An 8,835-nucleotide genomic window follows, 5' to 3' on the forward strand; every position below is an offset into this window, starting at 1 on the left:
ATTTAATATTTATGCAAACCAAAATCACACAACTCTTAAATATAACATACCCAATTATACAAGCGCCAATGTTTTTAGTGTCTAATGTTGCCATGGTAACAGAAGCTATGAAGGGCGGGATTGCAGGTTGTATTCCAGCCCTAAATTATAGAACGCTTGATGAGCTTCGTGCTGCAATTCGTGAATTAAAATCGAATAAAGTTGAAGGCGGTTCATTTGGGTTTAATTTGATTGTAAATAAATCTAACATTAAATATAAAGACCAATTAGAAGTAATTTGTAATGAAGGTTGTGATTTTATTATTACCTCTCTTGGTAGTCCAGAAGAAACTATAAATCAAGCTCATGCTGCTGGTATTAAAGTGTTTTGTGATGTCACCGATTTACGATTTGCTAAAAAAGTAGAACAATTAGGAGCAGATGCAGCCATAGCTGTAAATAATGAAGCTGGTGGTCATAGAGGTAATTTGTCTCCAGAAGAATTAACCAACTTACTCAGTAAAGAACTTAGTATTCCTGTGATTTCTGCAGGTGGTGTAGGATGTAGAGCAGATATTGATACAATGCTTAGTTATGGTGCCGAAGGCGTTAGTGTTGGGAGCCCGTTTATAGCATCAATAGAAGCTGGAGTTACAGAAGAATATAAACAAGCTTGCGTTGATTATGGTGAAAAAGATATTATAATGACAGAACGTATTTCTGGCACACCTTGTACAGTAATCAATACACCTTATGTACAAAAAATAGGAACTAAAGCCACTTGGTTAGAAAGTTTACTCAATAAAAATAAGAGTTTAAAGAAATGGGTGAAAATGGTACGGTTTTCAATAGGAATGAAAGCTACCGAAAATGCAGCCAAAAAAGCAACATATAAAACGGTTTGGGTTGCAGGACCAAGTATTGAGCATACTAAAGAAATTCTTCCCGTTAAAGCTATTGTTGCTAATTTGGTGAACTAAAACCAAATTAATTAAGATTAGAGTTCTGTTACTTCAATAAATAAGGTTAAATTTAATCCATAACTTTTATCTTATAACTTGAAGAAATTACTCATTGGATTTATCGTAGCTACCGTTGTTTTTATCATGTTAATGTATTGGTCGTTATCAAGCACAGATAAAAACAATAAACGAAGCGAACTCATCAATATCGAAAATGTAAACTCGATTAATTTTAAGGATTACGACTCTGTAATGGTTGCTGCAACTACCTTATATGATGCTGATGAAGTTAAAATTTTAATGCAAGGAGAACATTATCGAGACGTTTGGGCGGCTCCTATAAAAGTTCCTGTATTGTTTTTAGATACCTTGTTTGGTGGTGCAACTATTATTAAAGAAGGAGGAGGGAAACAAACGCATTCGTTAAAATTAAAAGCTAACAATGGTATCATGTATACTTTGAGAAGCATAAATAAAGATCCTCAAGCTCTTGTTCCAGAATTTGCTAAAACCTTAGGTCTCGAAAACATTATTGTTGACGGAATTTCTGCACAGCATCCTTATGGAGCACTTTTAGCAGCCAAATTATCTGAAACTTTAGAGGTGTTACATACACATCCTAAAGTTGTATTTCTTCCAAAACAAAAACTCCTCAAAGATTTTAACACCAAATTTGGCAACCGGATGTTTTTATTAGAATATGAAACTGAAAGTGATGTGAATTGGACAGATTATCGTGATATCATTACCATTGTTGAGACTGAAGGATTACAGGAACTTAAACTAGAGTTTGGCGAGAACTTAAGCATTGATAAACAAGGCTTGATAAGATTGCGATTATTCGATTTTTTGATAGGAGATTGGGATAGACATTCTAAACAATGGGGTTGGGCTGTGCAAAAGAAAGCAAATGAGTATTTGGCGATACCCATTGCAGGTGACAGAGATAATGCGTTTTTTGATACAGATGGCATTATTCCATCAATACTATCTAATGAAAATGTAGTACCAAAACTTAGGCCTTTTGAAGATGATATTGATTATATAGAAGGTTTAGTATATCCGTTTGATCGGTATTTTCTCTTAAATAGTCCTGAAAGTTTATTTGTTAACGAAGCCTTACATATTCAAAAGGTATTGACTGATGATGTGATAGATCAAGCACTTTTGGTATGGCCTAAAAATATTATAGAACTCAATGGAGAAGAGATAGCAACTAAAATTAAAAGTAGGCGAGATAAGCTTTTAAAATATGCTAGAGCCTTAAAACAGGAAGTGGATAACCAAGGTGAGCTTGACCAACCTTTGAAAGGCTCTGAAGACTTAAATTTACCATCACATGTAATGCAGTGTTTTGAATGTGAGATGAAAAACTAATACATTAACTCAAAAAAATGTCCCCTTTTATTATTCGAGATACGTCTTAATAGTATAAACAATCAAATTTTAAAGATTATGAAAAATTTTATGATGATTTTTGTCGGTAAAGAGTACGTTGATTTAGGTTTATCACCAGATGAGTTACAAGGCAGAATGGAAAAATGGTTTGCTTGGGGAGCAAAAATGGAAAAAGCAGGTATTTTGAATGGAGGTGAAGCCTTAACACCTAAAATTAGGCGTATTACTGGTAAAAATAGAACCGTGACCGATGTAACCTCTGCAGAAATTAAGGAGATTGTAGGTGGTTTTTACTTGATTAAAGCAAAAGATTTTGATGAAGTGCAAGAGATTGCCAAAGATTTCCCAGACTACGATTTAGGAAATACAGTAGAAATACGTGAAATTATGGTATTTGACAACTAATGGATAACAATAACATAGACCATCTATTTCGTCATCATAGTGGTAAGATGGTCTCTGTTTTAATCCGAATTTTTGGATTTACTAATTTAGAGATTATTGAAGATGCTGTACAAGATACTTTTTTAAAAGTCAGTATAAGTTGGAGAACTAAACAACCAGAAAACCCAGAAGCATGGCTAACTCAAGCAGCAAAAAATAGAGTTGTTGATATTTTTAGAAAGCTCAAATCTGAAACAAATTATTCACCTAACCTTACGCATGGCATTCAAACCATAGCCATCAGTGAATTATTTTTAGATACCGAAATAGAAGATGCTCAATTGAGAATGATCTTCACAGCTTGTCATCCTAAACTAGATCCTAGAGATCGTATTTCATTTGCATTGAAAACGGTTTCAGGATTTAGTATTAAAGAGATAGCTTCTGCATTATTAACCAAAGAGGACACTATAAAAAAGCGTTTATCACGAGCAAGAAAATCAATTCTAAAAAACGATTTAAGGTTCCGGATTCCTCAAGGTAAAATGCTTCAAAATCGTTTAGAAAGCGTCATGGAAGTCTTATATCTTATTTTCAATGAAGGATTTCATTCTAATTCTCAACAGCAATTAATTCGTAAAGATTTATGTGGTGAGGCCATGCGATTATGCCAGTTACTATTAAAACGAGAATCTTTGAGAACACCAGACGTTTACGCTCTTTTTGCACTAATGTGTTTTCATTCATCTCGATTAGATGCTAAAATTAATTCTGAAAATGAACTCTTAGATTTAAAACATCAAGATAGAAGTCTTTGGCATTTTCCATTAATTGCATTAGGGAATTCGATGATGAACAAAGCAGTAGAAACGACTAACTTTTCACATTATCATTTTGAATCTGCAATTGCTGCAGAACACCTACAAGCTAAAACTTTTAAGGACACAAATTGGAATAAAATCTTATACTGGTACGAACAACTCAATCAACTACAACCAATGCCAATACACGTTTTAACAATGGCAGTAATTTGTGTGCAAAACTCTAGTTATAAAGAGGCAGAATCATTATTTAATCAACTTAATCCTGAAGATTTTGCCCAGAGAATGTACCTGTTTTACGCAGCAAAATCAGATTATTTCTATGTCATAAATAATTGTAATAAAGCTATTAAATATTTAGACTTAGCAATCAATACGGTTACAAATAGTTTTGAAAAAGCATTTCTTGAGCAAAAAAAATTAAGATGGTTAAATACATATAATTTTTGAAAGTTCTCAGGCTAAAATGATGTGAGCCAATCAACTTTCAAGTATTTGGTATAGAGTTTGTTTGTAACATTGTAATGAGTTTTACTACTGATATATAAATACGCTAAACTAAAAAAATAAATTATGATTAATAAAGGAACTATAATATTAGGAGTGTTAATTGGTGCAGCAGCTGGTGTTTTATTAGCTCCGGAAAAAGGAAGTGCTACAAGAGCAAAGCTGAAAAAAGAAAGCAAAGAGATAAAAGAACAATTATCTAGTGATTTAACTGAAGTTAAAGATGATTTATCCAAAGCTGCGAATTCTGGGAAAGACGTTTTAAAAAGAGAATTTAATGATATAGCGTCTAAAACAAGTTATAAGACAGAACAAGCCATTACATTCTTAGAAAAGCAATTAGCAATTTTAAAAGAAAAAAATAAAACATTACAAAAGACAAGTTGAAAATCATTGTTTAGATAATTTTTGTATTGTTTACATTTCCACAGTAAAACAATGTATTTCAACGAATTAATTTCTATACTCAAATATAATACATCTATATTTACAGCTTTCCCTAACGTCTTATTTCTAGATTATTAGAAATAAGAATGAAATAATAGCATTTTAAATATGGTTGATTAATAGCGACATCAACCAAGTCTACGTATGACTTTTCTATACTGTTGTGGTTTAACATTTAAACTAAAACACTATGAAAATCATTGCTATTATTTCACACATCATGTATTGTTGCCCAAACAATATATTGTTGGGTAAAAGATCACTATTGCTTGCAATATTGAGTCTAAGTTTTTTTATGACATCTGCACAAACGTTTTGCGAGGATATTCCTGGTAGAGGTTGTGATGATTGTCCTACAATACCCGTAAGTATCAATCCAGATATGTTGGTAAATTGTGAGGATGAAATTGATGTTATATTAATAATAGATGAATCTAATTCTATAGATTCTCAAACGCTCGAAGATCAGGTTGAAGATGGTGTTTTAGCTTTTCTTACTGAATTAGAATGCAAACCAGTTAATGTGGCTATTATAGAATTTGGTTCTGTAGCTAATTATGTTGTACCAACCTATAGATCAGTAGCGAGTGTTTTGCCTGATATGGAGGATTATTTTGACGATAATGTAGGGTTTAATGGTAATACTTATACACCAGATAATTTTTCTAACAATCAACTAGGAGGTACTAATTGGCAAGCCGCTTTATTGCGGGCAAATGCTTTACCAAATGCAGACCTACTGTTAATGTTTACAGATGGTAAGCCCACTACATATTCACCAAATGCTAATAATCCAGGATCAAGTTATGATTTTTGTGATGATGGTGCTGAGACAGAAGAGGCTGAGATTTATAATGCAGCTATAGTTGCCAATTTGATAAAAGCAAAAAACACACATATGTTTGTGTTAGGTGTTGGAAATGTTGATGCTACCTACATTCCAAGTATAACTGGAACAAATGAATACAATCCTGGTGTTGGAGATCAAATCTCAGATTCAGACTATGAAATAGATCCAAATTTTGCAAATCTTGCAGCTTGTTTCCGAAATATAGCAAATAACATTTGCTCAATAATTGTAGAGAGTGAAGGTTCTACAATATGTGAAGGAGCTTCAGATGGTGTTATAGATATACAATTAACTACACTTGCTCAAGGACCTTTTACAGTAACAGTGACAGGTGGTCCAACATATGTAGCTCCTTTTGGAACAGCACAAGTCTTATTTTCAATTTCCAATTTAGACGCAGGAATATATGATGTAAAAGTTGAATCAGATGACGGTTGCTACTTAGAAGGAAACGTGAGCGTTGTAATAGAAACAAGTGATCCAATTGCAAATGCAGGAGATGATCATACAATAGATTGTAATATTACGAGTGTTCAATTAGGAACAGCCGCCCAAACAGGTTATACCTATTTATGGACACCATCAACAGGTTTGGATGATGCTACATTAGCTCAACCTACAGCGACACCAATAATAACTACCGATTATAGTTTAATAGTTACTGATAGCTCATCTGGCTGTATAAGTGAAGTGGATCAAACCACAGTAACGGTTAATAAAGATGTTCCAATTGCATTAGTAGGAGCAGATGTAGCATTAGATTGTTCGACTTTAGAAGTTAACATAGATGGTTCAGGAAGTTCCACAAATGTAAATTCAAATTTATCGTTTTCATGGAGTGGACCAAATGGTTTTAGTGAGTCAACCGAAGATATCACTGTAAATGAAGTAGGAGAATACGTGCTTACAGTAACAGATATTGATAATGGATGTTTTGCAACTAATAGCGTAGAAGTTGTTGATTGTGTAGATCCTTGTACAGATCCTTCGGGAGTTGATACAGATGGTGACGGTATCAACGATATCTGTGACTTAGATGATGATAATGATGGTATTTTAGATGATGATGATTGTGGAATAAATTTAATTATACCTATTGGATTTGATGGGCAGCAAGAGAGAGTGACTATTTATCCCGAAGGTGATCCTCGTAATCATTGGTTCTCAGATTTCAACTTTTTGGTTATAGATGATGTGGATTTTACTTTAGGAACCCCAGATTATGCAGCAGATGCTATAGATTCTCCATGGTATGCTGTACCTCAAGGAGATTCATTTGCTTGGTTACAAGCAAAAAATAATATTCCAGGAACAAATACATATGCTAATGATGGTGTTTTTGTAACCTTGACAGCTTCCGAATTGGCTGATAAAGGTGTAATGGTAGGAGATGTTTTGAATGTTACAGTTAAGTATGCTCCAGGTTTTAATTATTTTGCAGGTAGAAAATCTGACGATGATACAACACTTAATATTTGGTATGGAAACGGTGTTGTGACGAGTGCTACAATACCTTCGACTCCTACAGAAACAGTGCTCCCTGGATCTTGGGGTTCTACAAATTTTCGAGAAGGAAATGCAGATGATTGGAAAGATTTCTATGCCTCTTTTGTATATAATGGCGGAGATATTTTTTATGGACTACAAGCTACTACTGGACCTAATGATTCTGGTGATGAGTCATTATATATAGACTTTATGAGGTTAACTTCAACAGACTGTGATGATACAGATGGTGACGGTCTACCAAATAATATTGATACAGATAGCGATAATGATGGCTGTCCCGACGCGTTGGAGGCTTTTCAAAATTTACCTGCACCAAATATTTTAACTGGAGGTAGTAATGGTGGAAGTTCTAATAATATTACGCAAACAGATGTTAATTTTTTAGGTGTACCAAATGATGCTAATGGAGGTCAATTAAATACTACAGCTACAATTACACCAGTAAATTATTTAGAAGATACATTAATTGATGGAACTATAGTTCTTAATCAAGGAGATTCCTTTATCCTTAATTCTGATGCAACTTCTATATCTACAGATGTTTATAGTACGACAACGCCTTTTACTCCTGATTATTTTGCACCATCAGCTATAGATTCTACAAACGATTTGGTCTATACATGGACTTTTGATAATGGTTCAGGCCCAGTTTCAATAGCACCAACCGAATCTGGTCCAAATGGGCAAACATTTGATTTTGGTGTGGTTACTTCAGCCAATGCGGGAACATACGAGGTAACCATTACTCATCCTAATAATTCTTGCATTATTGACGTAAGAAATATTATAGTAGACGTAATTGTAATTTGTGATAATCCACCAACATTAGCTTTGTCTACAGGAATTGAAGCAACGTGTGTGGACACTCCTATAACAATTTTCGGAAATACATTTGGAGGAGGTGCTACAGCTGTTGAAAGTATTACAACAGATGGAGCAGGAGCATTAGATGTCTATTCAGCAACAACATCTCCTTTTAGTTTTATGTATACACCAGTAGTTGGGGACGAAGGTAATGTAGTTACAATAACAGTAGTAACTAATAATCCAGATCCTCAAGGCAGTTTGTGTACTGCAGCTACAGCAACATTTGAGTTAACAGTTAATACACTACCAATAGTCAATTTTACTGCACCCGAAGATGTGTGCTTAGAAGTAGGTGTGCAAAGCGATTTATATGGTGGTATTCCACAAGGTGGAGTCTATTCTGGAGTAGGTGTAACAGATGATGGTAATGGAATGACTTATAGTTTTGATCCTGCAGTCGTTGGAGCAGGGGTTCATACAATAACCTATGATTTTGTAGATGAAAATGGGTGTTCAAATTCTGCAAGTGATGATATAGAAATTTATCCAATTACACCAGACGACACAGCTTCAGGAGAAGTTTGCGTAGGGAGTACATTTAATTATGAAGGTACAGAGTATACAGTAGGATCACATGATATTCCAAGAACAGATGCAAATGGATGTTCATACAAAACAGTCTTAACCGTATCGGCATATGAAGTTACACCAGACGACACAGCTACAGGAGAAGTTTGCGTAGGGAGTACATTTAATTATGAAGGTACAGAGTATACAGTAGGATCACATGATATTCTAAGAACCGATGGAAATGGATGTTCATACAAAACAGTCTTAACCGTATCGGCATATGAAGTTACACCAGACGACACAGCTACAGGAGAAGTTTGTGTAGGGAGTACATTTAATTATGAAGGTACAGAGTATACAGTAGGCTCTTATGATATTCCAAGAACCGATGCAAATGGATGTTCATACAAAACAGTCTTAACCGTATCAGCATATGAAGTTACACCAGACGACACAGCTGCAGGAGAAGTTTGTGTAGGGAGTACATTTAATTATGAAGGTACAGAATATGCAGTAGGCTCTTATGATATCCCAAGAACAGATGTAAATGGATGTTCATACAAAACAGTCTTAACCGTATCAGCATATGAAGTTACACCAG

Annotated in this window: 6 protein-coding genes; all 6 read left to right on the forward strand. The window is 34.3% G+C overall.

Going from position 1 to position 8,835, the window contains the following annotated elements; translation table 11 throughout:
- Positions 1 to 11: 11 nt before the first annotated feature.
- On the forward strand, positions 12 to 959 hold the full coding sequence (locus TD29_RS08820) for an NAD(P)H-dependent flavin oxidoreductase (protein ID WP_040280101.1): 948 nt from the start codon (positions 12 to 14) through the stop codon (positions 957 to 959).
- A 78-nt stretch (positions 960 to 1,037) separates the two neighbouring features.
- A complete protein-coding gene (locus tag TD29_RS08825) occupies positions 1,038 to 2,318 on the forward strand; it encodes a HipA domain-containing protein (protein ID WP_241485260.1) in 1,281 nt (426 codons plus the stop codon).
- A 78-nt stretch (positions 2,319 to 2,396) separates the two neighbouring features.
- Positions 2,397 to 2,744, forward strand: coding sequence for a YciI family protein (locus TD29_RS08830; protein WP_040280102.1), 348 nt, complete (start codon positions 2,397 to 2,399; stop codon positions 2,742 to 2,744).
- Entirely contained in the window at positions 2,744 to 3,994 is a 1,251-nt protein-coding gene (locus TD29_RS08835) for an RNA polymerase sigma factor (RefSeq protein ID WP_040280103.1), read from the forward strand. The genes TD29_RS08830 and TD29_RS08835 overlap by 1 nt, the downstream gene beginning before the upstream one ends.
- A gap of 123 nt (positions 3,995 to 4,117) precedes the next feature.
- A complete protein-coding gene (locus TD29_RS08840; RefSeq protein ID WP_040280104.1) occupies positions 4,118 to 4,438 on the forward strand; it encodes a YtxH domain-containing protein in 321 nt (106 codons plus the stop codon).
- Between the two features lie 355 nt (positions 4,439 to 4,793).
- Positions 4,794 to 8,835: vWA domain-containing protein (locus tag TD29_RS08845; protein WP_040280106.1), on the forward strand; the 4,042-nt coding region annotated here is incomplete at its 3' end.

The sequence above is a fragment of the Psychroserpens damuponensis genome (genome assembly GCF_000826655.1).
Classification (GTDB): Bacteria; Bacteroidota; Bacteroidia; order Flavobacteriales; family Flavobacteriaceae; genus Psychroserpens; species Psychroserpens damuponensis.